This window comes from Micromonospora echinofusca (assembly GCF_900091445.1).
Taxonomy (GTDB): domain Bacteria; phylum Actinomycetota; class Actinomycetes; order Mycobacteriales; family Micromonosporaceae; genus Micromonospora; species Micromonospora echinofusca.
On sequence record NZ_LT607733.1, the window covers coordinates 3,976,119 to 3,992,500 of the forward strand.

Below are 16,382 nucleotides of genomic sequence, written 5' to 3' on the forward strand. Positions count from 1 at the left end.
CGCTCACCGGGACACCGTCTCCTTCCCGCCACCCCGTTCCGGGGGGATGTCGCCCTCGCCCGTCCCTTCGGCGGGGGCCGCCGGCCCGCGCCGGCCCGCCCTGCCCAGTCGCCGGAGCACCCCGGCGAGCAGCGGCGTCACGTCCCGCCGGTCGACCAGCCAGACGACGGCGAGGAACACGACGCCGACCAGGACTCCGGACAGCATGCCCTGCACGAGTGCGCCCGGTGTCGTCGGGGTGCCGCCGCCGGCCGTGTCGAGCCAGCGCGCCAGGGCCGTTCCGGCGAACGCGGCCAGGGTGCCGGCGAGCAGTCCGGCGGCGCCGGCACGGGCCGCACCGGCGAGCGCGGGCCGCCCCGCCGAGCGGCGCACCGCAACGAGGAGAAGCCCGCCGAGCAGCACCATCCCGACCGAGTTGGCCAGGGCGACCGCGAGCACCCGGTCCGCCACCGGCAGGAGGACCGACAGCGGCACCGCCGCCACCGGCACCGCCACCCAGCCAACGGTGATCGCGACGGTGGCGGGGCGGGTGTCCCCCCGGGCGTAGAGGGCACGGGAGAGCACCGCGAAGAGGCCGTAGCCGAGCAGCCCGGGGGCGAAGCCGACGATGCCCGCGGCGGTGGTGGCCGGGTCGTCCGGATAGAAGAACGCGGCGACCGGCCCGGCCGTGCCGACCAGCGCCGCCGCGCCGAGGCAGCTGAACAGCAGCACCCCGCGCACGGTCGAGGAGAGGGTGCGCCGGTATTCCCCGTCGCGCCCGGCGGTGGCGGCGGCGGCCAGCGTCGGGTACGCCGCCACCGCGAGCGGCACCGCCAGCACCGCCCAGGGCAGCAGGTACATGGTCTGGGCCAGGTTGAACACCTGCGGCGACCCGGTCGGGCCGCCGGAGACCCGTTTGAGCAGCACCAGCAGCGCGAGCTGTTGCGCGGTGACGGTGATCGCCCCGGCCATCGCCAGCCCGCCCACCCGCGCCCGCGCGTCGGGCGGGAACGCGTACCCGAGGCGTGGCCGCAGGTCCAACCGGCGCAGCGGGATCAGCAGCGACAGCGACAGCACCACCACGCCGAGCGTGGTGCCGGCGGAGAGGATCAGCTCGCCCCCGCCGCTCACCTGCGCCACGCTGACGCCTCGTCCCTCGGCGCCGCCGAAGGTGAGGTACACCGCGATCACCGTGAGGCTGGACAGCAGCGGCGCGATCACCGGCCAGGCGAAGCGGCGGTGCGCCTGGAGCACCCCGGTGAGCACGATGCCGATGCCGTAGAGCGGCAACTGCGGCGCGAAGACCCGCAGCATCCGCGCGCCGGCTGCCAGCTCGGCCTCGGAGCGCCCCTCGCTGAGCAGGGACACGATCGGGCCCGCGGCCACCGCGACCAGCACGGCCAGTGGCACCAGCAGGGTGACGGTCCAGGTGAGCAGGGCCCCGGTGGTGGTGGCCACCGCGCGCCGGTCACCGGCCGCGACCGGCCCGGCCAGCAGCGGTACGACCAGGCTCGCCAGCGCGCCACCGGCCACGATCTCGAAGATGATGTTCGGCGCGGTGTTGGCGACGACGTACATGCCGCCGAGGTCGCTCTTCTGCACGACCCAGGTGAAGACGGCGGTACGGCCGAAGCCGGCGAGCCGGCTGAGGACGGTGAGGACGGCGATGAGCGCGGCGGCTCCGGCGACACGGCCGGCGCCGGCGAGGGGTGCCGGGGTCGTCACGTCAGTCGGCGCGTCGACCCAGTGCGTCGAGCTCGCGCAGCCCCGGGGTGCGCTGGATGACCTGTGTGAAGCTCACCTTCTCGCTGACCGCGGTGAGGCCGGCCAGCACGGCCAGCAGCCCGGCCCGCCCGACGGGCCCCGTACGCGCGGCCAGCGCCACGCCGAGCAGCGCGCCGAGCGCGTTCGCGCCGCTGTCGCCGAGCATCACGTCCTCGCCGAGGTCGGCGGGGAGCAGCCCGGCGGCGGCGCCGACGGCACCGGCGGCGATCCCGCCGTGCGGGCCCCCGGCCAGCGGGGCGCCGAGCAGGAGACCGGACTTCAGCGCCCGGCCGGGACGCAGGTCGAGCAGGTTGAGCATGTTCGCGGTGCCGGCGACGACACCGGCGCCCAGCAGCACGTCGACGCCCCGGCCCAGCGCGCCCTGCCGCTGGCGGCGCCGGTGCCCGGCGACCCGGGGATCGGCGGCGAGCAGCGCGGCGGCGCCGAGGCCTGCGGCCCCCACCCCGACGACCTTGACCATTCCCGCGGTGACCCGGCCCTCGCGCAGCGCGGCCAGGTGCCCGGCGAAGCCCTTGGCCGCCTTCTGCTCGGGCCGCGCCCCGACCACGTCGTCGTAGAGCCCGACCGCCCCGGCACCCACCCCGGCGACCAGGGCGGCGGCACCCGAGAGGCCGCTGGGGGCGCCGAACGCACCCGCCGCGGCGGCGCCTGCGGCGAGCGCGGGGCCGGCGGCCAGGCTCACGGTGCGGCCGCGGAAGTTGGTGCGCTCCAGCGCGGGCCCGGCTGGCGAGGTGCGCACCTCGCGCAGCGCGTACCGGGCGGCGGCGGCGCCCGCGCCGGCGATCAGCAGTCGACCGAGCAGACTCACGCCTCTCCCTCCCGCCGTGCGTCGGCGAGGCTGGATCCGGACACCGGGGTACGTCGTTGCGTCACTGGGGCAGTCTAGGCAGCAGGGACGCCGCGTTGTCGCCGACGCCGTACTGTCCGGCCTTCTTCTCGGTGACCTGCTGCACCAGCGCGAGGGCGGTGACCAGCTGACCCTGGACGGTGTTGGCGTTGTCGACGGTGGAGATGGTCTGCACCAGCACGGGGTCGCTGCGCACGGCGGCCACCAGGTTTCCGCCGGCCGAGCCGTTGCCGCCCACGACGAGCGTCCCGGCCTGGTCGAACTGCTCGGCGACCTTCAGCACCGACTCGTCCTTCTTTGCCGAGTCCTTGTCCACGTACGGCTGCCCGCTGACCAGTACGACGGCCTCCGCCGGCGCGGTGACCGGCTTCTCGGTGGTCAGGTAGTTGGCGTTGATGTAGGCGGCGAGCACCGCCCGCCGGTCGGCCTCGGTGACGGGGGTGGCGCCGGCCGCCCGGTCGAGCAGGACGCTGGCCAGCAGGGCCGTCGAGGTCTCCACCCCGTGCCCGTTGCCCGGCAGCCCCGCCGTCGGCGCGCTGGTGGGGCGCGCGGCGGTGACCGCCAGCTCCAGCAGGTTGTTGTTGTTGTCCGGGTTGATGAACTTGTCCTGAAGGTCGATGCGGCCGGTCACCTGGGCGCCGGCGTGCTGGAGCATCTTGAGCACGCCCTCGGTGTGGTCGCGCCCGGTGGGCAGGCCGACCACCACGACCCGCTTGCCGGTCAGCGTGCCCGGCAGGACGACCTCCGCGATCTGGGCGGCGAAGTCCTCCTCGAGCTCGAGCTCCTTCTCCATGCTCTGGACCGCCTGGCGCATCTGCTGGTTGTCCTTGCGCAGCGCGTTGACGTTCTCCTTGAGCGAGTCGGCCACCGGGCCGTTCAGGGCGGCGGTGCCGACCACCAGACCGATCGCCAACGCGAGGAAGACCGCGGTCAGGGACACCACGTGGTACCGGAAATTGATCACACCTGCAGCCTCTTGATCGGTGGGACGCTAGAAAAGCTGTTCGAGCTGGAACACGAAATTGTTCCACCACTCGGAGACCACGCCCAAATACGCCTTGCCGACGGTGGAGACCGCCACCGCCGACGCCATCGCCGCGATCGCGGAGAGCACCAGCAGCAGCAGCGACGACCCGGAGATGCTCTGCCGGTAGAGCCGGCTCACCCCCTTGGCGTCGACCAGCTTGCCGCCGACCTTGAGTCGGGTCAGGAACGTGGAGGCCATCCCGCCGCGACCCTTGTCGAGGAACTCGACAAGGGTGGCGTGGGTGCCGACGGCGACCAGCAGCGAGGCGCCCTTCTCGTCGGCCAGCAGCATGGCCAGGTCCTCACTCGTCGCCGCCGCGGGGAAGGTCACCGCGGGGACGCCGAGGCCGTTGACCCGGGCCAGCCCGGGCGCCCGGCCGTCCGGGTAGGCGTGCACGATCACCTCGGCGCCGCAGCGCAGCACGTCGTCGGTGACCGAGTCCATGTCGCCGATGATCATGTCCGGCGTGTAGCCGGCCTCCACCAGCGCGTCGGCGCCGCCGTCGACACCGATCAGGACCGGCTTGAACTCGCGGATGTAGGGGCGCAGCACGTCCAGGTCGGCCTTGTAGTCGTAGCCGCGCACCACGATCAGGCAGTGCCGCCCCTGCATCTCCGTCTGGATTTCGGGCACGCCGACGCCATCGAGGAGCAGGTCGCGCTCCTGGCGCAGGTAGTCCATCGTGTTGGCGGCGAACGCCTCCAACTGCACCGAGAGCCCCTCGCGGGCGTCGGCCATCGACTTGGCCACCGTCTCGGCGTCCTGGAGGCTGCCGTGCGCCACCGGCTCGTCGCCGACGAAGACGGTGTTGCCCTCGATCCGGACGGTGTCGCCCTCGCGGATCCGCTCGAAGACCCCCTCGCCCAGGTCGTCCAGGAGGGGAATGCCGGCGGCGACGAGCACCTCCGGCCCCAGGTTGGGGTAGCGGCCGGAGACCGACGGCTTCGCGTTGAGCACCGCGCCGACACCGACGGCGACGAGCGAGTCGGCGGCGACCCGGTCGAGGTCGACGTGGTCGATGACCGCGATGTCGCCGGGGCGGAGCCGGCCGACCAGGCGTTTTGTCCGGCGGTCGAGGCGCGCGGTGCCGAGGATCCTGCCCGGTTCCGCATTCCGGGTCCGGCGCAACGTGGGTAGACGCATCGTGACCATCCTGGCATGTGAGGCAGGCAAATCTGTCGCGACATGCCTGAGCAGGGCCGCCTACCCAGGGAAGCACACTAACGCGCAGGCCGGTGTGCCTGTGCTCACAATCGCCGGCCTCACGGGCGCCTTTCGCGGGCCGCCACGGCGAGAAGTTCCTCGGCGTGCGCGATACCCAGGTCGGAGTCGGGCAAACCCGCGAGCATGCGGGCGAGTTCCCGGGCGCGCTCGGTGTCCTCCACCACCCGGACCCCGCTCGTGGTCACCGCCCCGCCCGTGTCCTTGGCCACCACCAGGTGCCGGTCGGCGAAGGCGGCCACCTGCGGCAGGTGGGTGACGACGAGGACCTGATGGCTGCGGGCCAGCCGGGCCAGCCGGCGGCCGATCTCCACGGCGGCCTGGCCGCCGACCCCGGCGTCGACCTCGTCGAAGACCAGCGTGGGCGGCCCGCCCGAGCCGGCGAAGACCACCTCGATGGCGAGCATCACCCGGGACAGCTCGCCGCCGGAGGCGCCGCGCTGCAACGGCAGCGAGGGCGCGCCCGGGTGGGCCAGCAGCCGCAGCTCGACCTCGTCGCCGCCGTCCGGGCCGACGCCGACCTCGGTGCCGTTGACCGCGAGGGTCGGCTCGGTGCGGCCGGCCGCGCGGGGCAGCACCGCCACCTCGATCCTCGCGTGCGGCATGGCCAGCCCGGCCAGCTCGACGGTGACCTGCTCGGCGAAACGGGTCGCCGCCTCCTGCCGCGACGTCGACACCCGGCCGGCCAGGTCGGCCACCTCGCCGGCCAGCCGGGATGCCTCCCGGTCCAGCTCCTCCAGCAGGTCGTCGGAGGTGTCCAGGTCGGACAGCCGGGTGCGGGCGTGCTCGGCCCAGGCGATCACCCCGTCGACGTCGTCGGCGTACTTGCGGGTGAGTGCGCGCAGCGCCGCCCGCCGCTCGTAGACGGTCTGCAACCGGGCCGGGTCGGCGTCGAGCGCCGCGAGGTAGGCCGACAGCTCGGCGGAGACGTCCGTGACGAGCGTCGCCGCCTCCTCCAGCCGTGCCGCCAGCTCACCCAGGGCCGGATCCGTGCCGGCCTGCGCCTCGAGGGTGCGGCGGGCGGTGCCGAGCAGCGCCGCCGCGTCCGGGGTCTCGTCGGTCGCCTCCACGCCGCCGGCCACGCACTGGTGGGCCACCTGCGCCGCCGTGCGCAGCCCTTCGGCGTGCTCCAGCCGCTGCGCCTCCGCCTTCAGCTCGTCGTCCTCACCCGGCTGCGGGTCGACCCGGGTGATCTCGTCGAGGCCGAGCCGCAGCAGGTCGGCCTCCTGGTTGCGCTCACGGGCGTTGCGCCGCCGGTCGGTCAGGTCGTCGACCACCGCGCGCCAGCGGGCGTACGCCTCGCGCAGCGCGTCGAGCAGCTTCTCGTGCTCCGGGCCGGCGAAGCGGTCCAGCGCGGCGCGCTGCTCGGCCGGCCGCAGCAGCCGCAGCTGGTCGGACTGGCCGTGCACGGCCACCGCCTGCTCGCCCACCTCGCCGAGCATCGACACCGGCATGCTCCGCCCGCCCAGGTGCGCCCGGGAGCGGCCCTCCACGGTGACGGTGCGGCTCAGCAGCACCGAGCCGTCCTCGTCGGGCTCGCCGCCCGCGTCGGTGATCCGCGCGTGCACGGTGGCGGCGACGCGACCCTCGAGGCGCAGCCGGCCCTCGACCACCGCCCGGCCCGGCTGGGCGCGCACCCGGCCGGCGTCGGCGCGCCCGCCGAAGAGCAGGCCGAGGCCGGTGACCACCATGGTCTTGCCCGCCCCGGTCTCGCCGGTGATGACGTTCATGCCGCCGGTCAGCGGCAGCGTGGTGTCCTCGATGACGCCCAGTCCGGTGATGCGCAGCTCTTCCAGCACAGCAACCGACAGTAGACGCGGCCCCCGACACTTGACCAGCCGGCGTGCGCACGCCGGTGCGTCCGCCCGCCGACACCACGCGCAGCCGGCCCGAGGGCTGCCGACATGGCACCAGCCCGACCCGCGCGGGCGGCCCGGGCGCGCCGGACGGCACCCGCCCGGACGGCGGCGAGGGCGATCCGGCGGTCCCCCGGCCGCCTTTGTCGCGCCAGCCCCTGCCCGGCCCCGGTCAGCGTCGGTTGCCGCGCCAGCCCTGCACGGGCAGGTCGAACTTCGCCACCAGCCGGTCGGTGAACGGACGGTCCCGCAACCGCACGACGCGCACCGGCAACGCGCCTCGGCGCACCGTGACCCGCGCCCCCGGCGGCAGGTCGTAGACCCGCCGGCCGTCGCAGGACAGCACCGCGAGGGTGGTGAACGGGTCGACGGTGATGGCGAACGTCGACGTGGGCGCGGTGACCAGCGGGCGGCTGAACAGCGCGTGCGCGCTGATCGGCACCAGCAGCAGGGCCTCCACCTCCGGCCAGACCACCGGCCCGCCGCCGGAGAACGCGTACGCCGTCGAGCCGGTGGGGGTCGCGCAGACCACCCCGTCGCAGCCGTACCGGGACAGGGGACGGCCGTCGACGTCGACGAGCAGCTCCAGCATCTGGGCACGCTCGCCCTTCTCGACGCTGATCTCGTTGAGCGCCCAGGACTCGATGGTCGGGCCGCCGTCGAACTCGGCGGTCACGTCGAGGGTGAGCCGCTCGTCGACGGTGTAGTTGCGCTCGACGACGTCGCGTACCGCGCTGTCCAGGTCGTCGATCTCGGCCTCGGCGAGGAAGCCGACCTTGCCGAGGTTGATGCCGATCAGCGGCACCTTCGCCGGGCGGGCCAGCTCCGCCGCACGCAGGAAGGTGCCGTCCCCGCCGAGCGCGAAGACGATCTCGGCGCCCTCGGCCGCCTCCGGGCCGGTCACCGGGACCACGCCGGGCAGGTCGAGGTCGTCGGCCTCCTCGGCCACGACCCGCACCTCGAAGCCGGCAGAGATCAGGTCGGCGGCCACGGCGCGGGCGTGCTCGGTGCTGCGCCGGCGACCGGTGTGCGTCACCAGCAGCGCCGTGCGGCTCACCGGGACGGCCGTCCCGTCGCGCCCGCGCTGCGTCCGCGCGGCCCGCCCGCGGGGCTCGCCAGCTCACTCACCCGGCCACCTCCTCCGTCGCCGCGTCCGGCCGGTCGCCGGAGCGCACCGGGCTACCCGGCCCGGCGGTCACCACCGCGCGCACCCGCTCCGGATCGGCCGGCGGTGCGTCCCGGCGTAACCATACGAAGAACTCGACGTTGCCGCTCGGCCCCGGCAGCGGGCTGGCGGCCACGTCGGCCAGGCCCAGGTCGAGCCGGGCCGCCGCGGCGGCCACGTCGAGCACGGCCTCCGCCCGCAGCAGCGGGTCACGGACCACCCCGCCGGCACCCACCCGCTCCTTGCCGACCTCGAACTGCGGCTTGACCATCAGCGCCAGGTCGCCGTCGGGCCGGGTACAGCCGGCCAGCGCCGGCAGCACCAGCCGCAGCGAGATGAACGACAGGTCGGCGACCGTGAGGTCGACCGGCCCGTCGATGGCCTCCGGCGTCAGCGTACGGACGTTGGTGCGCTCGAAGACCCGCACGCGGGGGTCGTTGCGCAGCGGCCAGGCGAGCTGCCCGTAGCCGACGTCGACCGCGACCACCTCCGCCGCCTCGGCGCGCAGCAGCACGTCGGTGAAGCCGCCGGTGGAGGCGCCCGCGTCCAGGCACCGCCGGCCGGCCACCGTCAGCCCGCCCGGCGCGAACGCGGCCAGGGCGCCGGCCAGCTTGTGCCCGCCCCGGGAGACGTACTCCGAGCCGGGGTCCTCGCCGGTGACCAGGAGCGCGTCGGCGGGGTCGACCATCGCGGCGGACTTGCGGGCCGGCACGCCGCGCAGCTGGACCCGGCCGGCCTCCACCAGCGCCGCGGCCTGTTCCCGGGACCGGGCCAGGCCGCGGCGGACGAGTTCGGCGTCCAGCCGGTTACGACGTGCCATGCGTGTTTCTTCTCCGGTCGGTCAGGCCTGGTCGATGGTGGCGAGGGTTTCCCGCAGCGTCTCGTACGCCGCCTCGTACTGCGCGATCTGGTCGGCCGGGGCGAGCGTCGCGGCGTTGGCCATCGCCCGCACGGCGGCGTCCACGGCGGGGTGCCGGTCGTCGCCGAGGTCCTCGACGGGCTCCGGCGGCGGGCCGGGACGCGGGCCCGGCCGGGTGCCGGGCGGCGGCCCGGGACGGAAGGAGCCGGGTCCGGGCCCGGCACCCGGCGGACCGGGGCGGGCACCGGGCGGCGGGCCGGGCCGGAAGGGGCCGCTCACGACCCGCTCCCGGCCGGTGCCGGGCGCGTCACGCCTCGCCCTGCGGCGGTCGTTTGCGGGCCGGCGCCTTCTTCGCCGGGCGGACCGGCTCCGCGGCGTCCTCGGTGGGGGCGAGGGCGGACGGCGCCCGCTTGGCCACCGCCTTCTTGGCGACGGCCTTCTTGGCCAGCGCCTTCTTCGCCACCGCCGGCCTGGCGACCGCCCCGGGGGTCGCCGAGGTGGGTACGGCCGGCTCGGCGACCCCCGGGGCGGCCGACGACGCGGCGACGGACCCCGGGCCCGCCGGCTCCAGGACGCCGGCGGGGACCGGCGTCGGGGCGCCGGGGGTCGCCTTGGCGTCGCGGAGCTGACGCTCCAGCTCGTGCACCCGGCGGGTCAGCTCGGCGACCTCGTCGGCGGTGGCGAGCCCCACCGCGCCGAGGGCCCGGTCCACCTCGAAGCGGACCAGCTTGGTCAGCGCCTCACGGTTGGCGGCGCCGGTGGAGACCAGCTCCTCGGCGAGGGTCTGCAACTGGGCGGCGGTCGCCCCGCCCGAGCCGACGACCCGGCGAACCGCGTCCTGGGCCTTCTTCCGGGGCGCCTCCGTGAGGCCCATGGCCAGCTCGAGGTAGGCGCGCCACGCGTCCTGCATGCCTGATTCCTTCCCGGGGCGGGGGTGTGCAGGTGCCACGCTACCGGGCACCCCGCGACGCCCCGTGCGGTACGGTGCCGGGGACGGCGTGGCGAGCGGTGAGGGGGCGGTCGTGGCCAGCGTGGACGAATGCCGGCAGGCGTTGCGGGATCTGGCGGCGCGGCTGGACCGCAACGCGGAGACGGTGCGGGAGAAGGTCGACTTCGACCGGACGCTGGCCTGCCGCGTCACCGACCTGGAGACCGCCTTCCACGGCCGGCTCTCCGGCGGTCGCCTGGTCGACCTGGCCGACGGCGACGACCCGAAGGCCAAGATCGCGCTGAGCACCGGCAGCGACGACCTGCTCGCGCTGGTCCGCGGCGAGCTCGACATCACCCGCGCGGTCACGTCCCGACGAGTGTCGATCAAGGCGAACCCGCTCGACCTGATGAAGCTGCGCAAGCTGCTCTGACCGGTCGCCGGACCGGAAACGGCCGACGGACGGTCAGTCCGCCAGACCGAGTTCGGCCAGCGCCTTCTCCGCCTCGGCCGACCCGGGACGGACCAGCGCCGCCCGTCCCGACCAGGCGGCTCCGCAGAGCGCCGCCAGGGCGTCCAGCGGGCGGCCCGCCCCGCGCAGCTCCAGCGTGTCGTCGCGCGGCGCCACCGACCAGCCGCCGGCGTCCGCCGGGCCCGGGACCCGCACGACGGCGGCCGGGTCGAAGAGCCCCGCCAGATCCATCGAGACGTACGTCGGCCTGCGGTGCGCCGGGGCGGCGAGCAGCTCGGCCGCGTCGCTCACGCCGGTGAGCACGAGCAGGCTGTCCAGGCCGGCCCGCCGGGCGCCCTCGATGTCGGTGTCCAGCCGGTCGCCGACCAGCAGCGTCCGGCCCTGCCCGGCGCGGCGGGCCGCCGTGGTGAACAGGGCCGGCTCGGGCTTGCCGACGATCACGTCGGGGTCCCGGCCGAGCGCCGTACGCAGCACGGCGACCAGGGAACCGTTGCCCGGCAGTGGCCCCCGGCCGCTGGGCAGCGTCGGATCGGCGTTGGTGGCGACCCAGGTCGCACCGCCGCGTGCGGCCACCGAAGCCTCGGCCAGGTCCGCCCAGCAGACCTGCGGGCCGAACCCCTGCACCACCGCGAGCGGTGACTCGTCGGCCCGGGACACCGGGGTGAGCCCCACCGCGCGCAGCTCCGCCCGCAGCGCCTCCGTGCCGACGACCAGCACGGCGGCGCCGGCCGGCAGCCGGTCACGAAGCAGCTCGGCGGCGGCCGCCGCGGAGGTGAGCACCTCCTCGGGCCGGGCGGGCACGCCCATCCCGGTGAGCAGGTCGGCCACCTCGCTGGAGCGGCGCGAGGCGTTGTTGGTCGCGTACGCCACCGAACGGCCCTCGGCGTGCAGCCGGCCGACCGCCTCGACCGCGCCGGGGACCGGCCGGTCGATCAGGTAGATCACGCCATCCAGGTCGAAAACGACCAGGGCGTACCCGTCGACCAGCCGTTCCCCGGCACCCGTCGTCATCGCTGCGCGGCGTCCGACCCGCCGGAGGCGGTGGCCTCGCCGCCACCGGCGCGGGCACCGCTGTCGTCGCCGGTCGACCCGGCGGCGACGGAGCCCGCCTCGTCGTCGGTCAACTCGTCGTCGGACAGGTCGTCCGCCGGCACCGCCGCGACAGCGGCCTCGTCCTGCTCGTCGTCCTCGTCGTCGTCCTCGTCGTCGCGGTCGTCCTCGTCGTCGTCCCGGTCGTCCGCGTCGTCGTCCGTCGGCTCCGCGTCACCGGTGAGGTCGGCGTCCGGTCGGGCCGGCACCGCACCCGGGGCACCAGGGCCGGAGGCGACCTCCTCGGCGGGCTCCTCGTCCTCCTCGTCGCCCTCGATCACCACGCCGTCGAGCTCCAGCAGCCGCTCGGCGGCGTCGGTCTCGCCCTCGGCGTCGACGTCGGCCGCCCGGGAGAACCACTCGCGGGCCTCCTCGCGACGGCCCACCGCGAGCAGGGCGTCGGCGTACGCGTACCGCAGGCGCGCCGTCCACGGCTCAGCCGTCTCGCTCGTCAGCTCGGGAACCTGGAGCATGGCCACGGCGGCGTCCTTCTGACCCAGGTCACCGCGCGCCCCGGCCGCCACGATCAGCAGCTCGGTCGCCACTGCCTGGTCCAGCTTCTCCCGGTCCGCGCCACGGAACAGGTCGATCGCCCGCTCCGGCCGGCCCAGCGCCCGCTCGCAGTCCGCGAGCACCGCCAGGTGGCTCTGCAACCCGCTCATCCGGTGGTACGTGCGCAGCTCCGCGATCGCGGTCTGCCACTCCCCCGCGTGGTACGCGGCCAGGCCTACCGCCTCACGCACGGCGGCGATCCGGGACGCCAGCCGACGGGCCGCCAGCGCGTGCGCCAGCGCCTCGGCGGGGTCCTCGTCGATCAACTGGCCCGTCGCCACCAGGTGCCGGGCGACCGTCTCGGCGACCGGCTTCGCCAGCGAGAGCAGCTCGGCCCGGACGTCCTTGTCGAGGTCGGTCGCGACGATCTCGTCGGGCAGCGCAGGGGCCGCCGTACGCTCCCCCTCCGCCTCCGGACGCTCCCGGCGCTCGTCGCGACGGTCTCCGCCCCGGAAACCGCCCTCACGGTCGCCACCACGGAAGCCACCCTCGCGATGGTCACCCTGGCGATCGCCGCCCCGGTAGCCACCTTCGCGGTCACCGCCCCGGTAGCCGCCCTGCCTGTCGCCGCCCCGGTAGCCCGGACGGTCGCCGCCCTCGCGACGGTCACCGCCCCGGAAACCGCCCTCACGGTCGCCACCACGGAAGCCACCCTCGCGATGGTCACCCTGGCGATCGCCGCCCCGGTAGCCACCTTCGCGGTCACCGCCCCGGTAGCCGCCCTGCCTGTCGCCGCCCCGGTAGCCCGGACGGTCGCCGCCCTCGCGACGGTCACCGCCCCGGAAACCAGCCTCACGGTCGCCACCACGGAAGCCACCCTCGCGACGCTCGCCACCGCGGAAGCCGCCATCGCGGTCACCCCCGCGGAAACCACCCGAGCGTTCGCCGCCCTCACGACGATCGCCGCCACGGAAGCCACCATCGCGGTCGCCGCCACGGAAACCACCCTCACGCGGCGGACCCGAACGGAAACCGCCCTCGCGACGCTCGCCACCGCGGAAGCCGCCATCGCGGTCACCCCCGCGGAAACCACCCGAGCGTTCGCCGCCCTCACGACGATCGCCGCCACGGAAGCCACCATCGCGGTCGCCGCCACGGAAACCACCCTCACGCGGCGGACCCGAACGGAAGCCACCCTCGCGACGCTCGCCACCGCGGAAGCCGCCATCGCGGTCACCCCCGCGGAAACCACCCGAGCGTTCGCCGCCCTCACGACGATCGCCGCCACGGAAGCCACCATCGCGGTCGCCGCCACGGAAACCACCCTCACGCGGCGGACCCGAACGGAAGCCACCCTCGCGACGCTCGCCACCGCGGAAGCCGCCATCGCGGTCACCCCCGCGGAAACCACCCGGACGGTCACCGCCCTCACGACGATCGCCGCCACGGAAGCCACCCTCACGGTCGCCGCCACGGAAACCACCCGGACGGTCACCGCCCTCACGACGGTCACCCCCGTGGAAACCGCCCTCACGACGGTCCCCACCACGGAAGCCGCCCTCACGCGGCGGACCCGAACGGAAACCGCCCTCACGACGGTCACCGCCGCGGAAACCACCCTCACGCGGCGGACCCGAACGGAAACCGCCCTCACGACGATCGCCACCGCGGAAACCACCATCACGGTCCCCACCACGGAAACCACCCGGACGATCGCCACCCTCACGACGGTCCCCACCACGGAAACCGCCGGAGCGCTCGTCACCCTCACGACGGAAGCCACCTTCGCGGCGGTCACCGCCACGGAAACCTTCGCGGTCACCGCCACGGAACCCGCCCTGGCGGTCGCCGGCGTCGCGACGAGGGGCGCCACCACCACGGGAGTCGCCGTCACGCGGACCGGACCGGAAGCCGCCCTCGCGACGATCGCCACCACGGGAGTCGCCGTCACGACGGTTGCCGCCGGCGTACCCGCCGCGCTGGCCGCCCCGGTCCTCCCGGTACGGGGGCCGGTCGTCGCGGCGCGGCGCTCCCTCGCGCCCACCCGAACGGTCTTCGTAGCGACGGGGACGATCTCCGCCCTGCGGTCCTGAACTCACAGGTACATCCTTCCTCATTGCGTCACCCACGACGCTACGCAGTCGAGGGCCGACCCGGATGGGGCGGCCCTCGACTGGAAAAGTTGTCCGGCGGTGTCCTACTCTCCCACACCCTCCCGAGTGCAGTACCATCGGCGCTGGAGGGCTTAGCTTCCGGGTTCGGAATGTAACCGGGCGTTTCCCCTCCGCCATGACCGCCGTAACTCTATCGACATATCAAACAACACCACACCGTGGTCTGTTGTTCGTTTATCGAGAGTTGCACAGTGGACGCGTAGCAGCTTAGTAGTCAAGTCCTCGGCCTATTAGTACCGGTCAACTGAACCCGTTACCGGGCTTACATTTCCGGCCTATCAACCCAGTCGTCTAGCTGGGGGCCTTACCCCCACAAAGTGGGGTGGGATACCTCATCTTGAAGCGAGCTTCCCGCTTAGATGCTTTCAGCGGTTATCCCTTCCGAACGTAGCTAACCAGCCGTGCCCCTGGCGGGACAACTGGCACACCAGAGGTTCGTCCGTCCCGGTCCTCTCGTACTAGGGACAGCCCTTCTCAAGTATCCTACGCGCACGGCGGATAGGGACCGAACTGTCTCACGACGTTCTAAACCCAGCTCGCGTACCGCTTTAATGGGCGAACAGCCCAACCCTTGGGACCTGCTACAGCCCCAGGATGCGACGAGCCGACATCGAGGTGCCAAACCATCCCGTCGATATGGACTCTTGGGGAAGATCAGCCTGTTATCCCCGGGGTACCTTTTATCCGTTGAGCGACACCGCTTCCACTCGCAAGTGCCGGATCACTAGTCCCGACTTTCGTCCCTGCTCGACCTGTCAGTCTCACAGTCAAGCTCCCTTGTGTACTTGCACTCAACACCTGATTGCCAACCAGGCTGAGGGAACCTTTGGGCGCCTCCGTTACCCTTTAGGAGGCAACCGCCCCAGTTAAACTACCCACCAGACACTGTCCCTGAACCGGATAACGGTCCGAAGTTAGATACCCAAATCAACCAGAGTGGTATTTCAAGATTGCCTCCACCCATACTGGCGTATGGACTTCACCGGCTCCCACCTATCCTACACAAGCTAACTCAGATACCAATGTCAAGCTATAGTAAAGGTCCCGGGGTCTTTCCGTCCTGCCGCGCGTAACGAGCATCTTTACTCGTAATGCAATTTCGCCGGGCCTGTGGTTGAGACAGTGGGGAAGTCGTTACGCCATTCGTGCAGGTCGGAACTTACCCGACAAGGAATTTCGCTACCTTAGGATGGTTATAGTTACCACCGCCGTTTACTGGCGCTTAAGTTCTCCGCTTCGCCCCGAAGAGCTAACAGGTCCCCTTAACGTTCCAGCACCGGGCAGGCGTCAGTCCATATACATCGAATTACTTCTTCGCATGGACCTGTGTTTTTAGTAAACAGTCGCTTCCCCCTGCTCTCTGCGGCCATACAACGCTCCACCCGCGCGGGGCTTCACGTCTCCGGCCCCCCTTCTCCCTAAGTTACGGGGGCAATTTGCCGAGTTCCTTAACCACAGTTCGCCCGATCGCCTCGGTATTCTCTACCTGACCACCTGTGTCGGTTTGGGGTACGGGCCGCTAAGAACTCGCTAGAGGCTTTTCTCGGCAGCATAGGATCACTGACTTCACCTGAATCGGCTCGGCATCACGTCTCAGCCTTCATGTGTTGCGGATTTGCCTACAACACGGCCTACACGCTTACCCCGGCACAACCACCGGCCGGGCTCAGCTACCTTCCTGCGTCACCCCATCGCTTGACTACTACCCGCCAGGTTCCCACGCTCCCCAACCTCAACCCGAAGGCCTTGGCTGGTTTGGATGGTTAGCACAACGAGGTTCATCAGGGACGCTCTTTCGCGGGTACGGGAATATCAACCCGTTGTCCATCGACTACGCCTCTCGGCCTCGCCTTAGGTCCCGACTCACCCAGGGCGGATTAGCCTGGCCCTGGAACCCTTGGTCATCCGGCGGAAGGGTTTCTCACCCTTCTTTCGCTACTCATGCCTGCATTCTCACTCGTGCCGCGTCCACAACTGGGTCACCCCGCTGCTTCACCCCCGGCACGACGCTCCCCTACCCATCCACACACCTGCACAACACATCAAGGCGTTGCGTGGTTAAAATGTGAATGCCACAGCTTCGGCGGTGTGCTTGAGCCCCGCTACATTGTCGGCGCGGAACCACTTGACCAGTGAGCTATTACGCACTCTTTAAAGGGTGGCTGCTTCTAAGCCAACCTCCTGGTTGTCTATGCGACCCCACATCCTTTTCCACTTAGCACACGCTTAGGGGCCTTAGCTGGTGATCTGGGCTGTTTCCCTCTCGACTACGAAGCTTATCCCCCGCAGTCTCACTGCCGCGCTCTCACTTACCGGCATTCGGAGTTTGGCTGATTTCGGTAAGCTTGTGGGCCCCCTAGACCATCCAGTGCTCTACCTCCGGCAAGAAACACGCGACGCTGCACCTAAATGCATTTCGGGGAGAACCAGCTATCACGGAGTTTGATTGGCCTTTCACCCCTAACCACAGGTCATCCCCCAACTTTTC

General features: G+C 72.5%; 12 protein-coding genes and 2 rRNA genes (1 of these 14 only partly in view). 1 reads left to right on the forward strand and 13 read right to left on the reverse strand.

What is annotated here, in order from left to right:
- Positions 1-3: 3 nt before the first annotated feature.
- The 9 genes from murJ to GA0070610_RS16750 all read right to left on the reverse strand — a co-directional run bounded on the left by murJ (position 4) and on the right by GA0070610_RS16750 (position 9,649).
- Positions 4-1,704 (reverse strand): murein biosynthesis integral membrane protein MurJ, encoded by a 1,701-nt coding sequence (gene murJ / locus GA0070610_RS16710; protein WP_089000904.1) that lies wholly within the window; start codon positions 1,702-1,704, stop codon positions 4-6.
- Position 1,705: 1 nt separating this feature from the next.
- Positions 1,706-2,572 carry a hypothetical protein gene (locus GA0070610_RS16715; protein WP_089000905.1) on the reverse strand — a complete coding sequence of 289 codons (867 nt, stop codon included), beginning with the start codon at positions 2,570-2,572 and terminating at the stop codon, positions 1,706-1,708.
- 61 nt (positions 2,573-2,633) lie between these two features.
- Complete coding sequence (locus GA0070610_RS16720) at positions 2,634-3,575, reverse strand: copper transporter (RefSeq protein WP_089000906.1); 942 nt, start codon at positions 3,573-3,575, stop codon at positions 2,634-2,636.
- Between the two features lie 27 nt (positions 3,576-3,602).
- Entirely contained in the window at positions 3,603-4,781 is a 1,179-nt protein-coding gene (gene steA / locus GA0070610_RS16725; RefSeq protein ID WP_089003555.1) for a putative cytokinetic ring protein SteA, read from the reverse strand.
- A gap of 119 nt (positions 4,782-4,900) precedes the next feature.
- The gene (gene recN, locus GA0070610_RS16730) at positions 4,901-6,658 is read right to left on the reverse strand and encodes a DNA repair protein RecN (RefSeq protein ID WP_089000907.1); all 1,758 of its coding nucleotides are present in this window, start codon (positions 6,656-6,658) and stop codon (positions 4,901-4,903) included.
- A gap of 229 nt (positions 6,659-6,887) precedes the next feature.
- A complete protein-coding gene (locus GA0070610_RS16735) occupies positions 6,888-7,772 on the reverse strand; it encodes an NAD kinase (protein WP_089000908.1) in 885 nt (294 codons plus the stop codon).
- A 67-nt stretch (positions 7,773-7,839) separates the two neighbouring features.
- Entirely contained in the window at positions 7,840-8,700 is an 861-nt protein-coding gene (locus GA0070610_RS16740) for a TlyA family RNA methyltransferase (protein WP_089000909.1), read from the reverse strand.
- Positions 8,701-8,721: 21 nt separating this feature from the next.
- Positions 8,722-9,018 carry a hypothetical protein gene (locus GA0070610_RS16745; RefSeq protein WP_089000910.1) on the reverse strand — a complete coding sequence of 99 codons (297 nt, stop codon included), beginning with the start codon at positions 9,016-9,018 and terminating at the stop codon, positions 8,722-8,724.
- Between the two features lie 28 nt (positions 9,019-9,046).
- A complete protein-coding gene (locus tag GA0070610_RS16750; RefSeq protein ID WP_089000911.1) occupies positions 9,047-9,649 on the reverse strand; it encodes a phasin family protein in 603 nt (200 codons plus the stop codon).
- A gap of 112 nt (positions 9,650-9,761) precedes the next feature.
- On the opposite strand from GA0070610_RS16750, the gene GA0070610_RS16755 reads away from it, so the two are divergent.
- A complete protein-coding gene (locus tag GA0070610_RS16755; RefSeq protein ID WP_089003556.1) occupies positions 9,762-10,100 on the forward strand; it encodes an SCP2 sterol-binding domain-containing protein in 339 nt (112 codons plus the stop codon).
- A 33-nt stretch (positions 10,101-10,133) separates the two neighbouring features.
- Here GA0070610_RS16755 and GA0070610_RS16760 read toward each other — a convergent pair whose 3' ends face one another.
- From GA0070610_RS16760 to GA0070610_RS16775, 4 genes are all read right to left on the reverse strand, one after another.
- The gene (locus GA0070610_RS16760) at positions 10,134-11,150 is read right to left on the reverse strand and encodes an HAD-IIA family hydrolase (RefSeq protein WP_089000912.1); all 1,017 of its coding nucleotides are present in this window, start codon (positions 11,148-11,150) and stop codon (positions 10,134-10,136) included.
- Positions 11,147-12,109 (reverse strand): tetratricopeptide repeat protein, encoded by a 963-nt coding sequence (locus GA0070610_RS16765; protein WP_197697897.1) that lies wholly within the window; start codon positions 12,107-12,109, stop codon positions 11,147-11,149. The genes GA0070610_RS16760 and GA0070610_RS16765 overlap by 4 nt, the downstream gene beginning before the upstream one ends.
- Positions 12,110-13,904: 1,795 nt before the next feature.
- Positions 13,905-14,021 (reverse strand): 5S ribosomal RNA (rrf, locus tag GA0070610_RS16770).
- Positions 14,022-14,104: 83 nt separating this feature from the next.
- A 23S ribosomal RNA gene (locus GA0070610_RS16775) occupies positions 14,105-16,382 on the reverse strand; it runs 833 nt beyond the window's last position.

Coding starts and splice junctions, on each gene's coding strand:
- GA0070610_RS16750 (WP_089000911.1), bottom strand. CDS start 9,649: ATGCAGGACGCGTGGCGCGCCTACCTCGAGCTGGCCATGGGCCTCACG.
- GA0070610_RS16760 (WP_089000912.1), bottom strand. CDS start 11,150: ATGACGACGGGTGCCGGGGAACGGCTGGTCGACGGGTACGCCCTGGTC.
- GA0070610_RS16740 (WP_089000909.1), bottom strand. CDS start 8,700: ATGGCACGTCGTAACCGGCTGGACGCCGAACTCGTCCGCCGCGGCCTG.
- steA (WP_089003555.1), bottom strand. CDS start 4,781: ATGCGTCTACCCACGTTGCGCCGGACCCGGAATGCGGAACCGGGCAGG.